Origin of the sequence: Acinetobacter sp. UBA6526, from assembly GCF_002434875.1 — a bacterium.
Taxonomy (GTDB): domain Bacteria; phylum Pseudomonadota; class Gammaproteobacteria; order Pseudomonadales; family Moraxellaceae; genus Acinetobacter; species Acinetobacter venetianus.
The window spans coordinates 27608-28266 of record NZ_DJLC01000229.1; the positions used below are offsets into that span (position 1 = coordinate 27608).

A 659-nucleotide genomic window follows, 5' to 3' on the forward strand; every position below is an offset into this window, starting at 1 on the left:
CGATCATCGCTTGTTTAATACTTGACGCGACTTTACGACCTTTCACAACTTCAGCCGCAGCACGAATGTCTTCAATACGAGAATTGGTACATGAACCAATAAACACGCGATCTAATTGGATATCTGTCAATGCCTGACCTGCAGTTAAGCCCATGTATTGGTAAGCACGCGTCCAATCATTACGCTGCACATCATCTTTTGCTTGTTCTAAGGTCGGAACAGCTTGAGAAACAGGAATCACCATTTCTGGAGACGTTCCCCAAGACACTTGTGGTTCGATCTCTGCACCATTCAATACAACAACCGCATCGAATACGGCATCTTCATCTGAATGCAACGTATTCCAGTACTCGACTGCTTGATTCCACTCTTCGCCTTGTGGTGCGTAGTTGCGGTCTTTGACATAAGCAATCGTTTTATCATCTACAGCGACCATGCCCACACGTGCACCCGCTTCGATTGCCATATTACATACTGTCATACGCCCTTCAATCGACATATCACGGAAGACTTGACCACCAAACTCAATCGCATAACCAGTACCACCCGCTGTACCAATCTTGCCAATGATTGCCAAAACAACATCTTTTGACGTGACACCTGTACCCAATACGCCATCAACACGCACTAACATGTTTTTAGATTTCTTTTGTACTAAG

General features: G+C 44.9%; 1 protein-coding gene. It reads right to left on the reverse strand.

The window, feature by feature from the left end; all coding sequences use genetic code 11:
• A partial coding sequence (locus tag B4237_RS15540; RefSeq protein WP_286943863.1) for an aconitase family protein occupies positions 1-659 on the reverse strand: 659 nt, incomplete at both ends.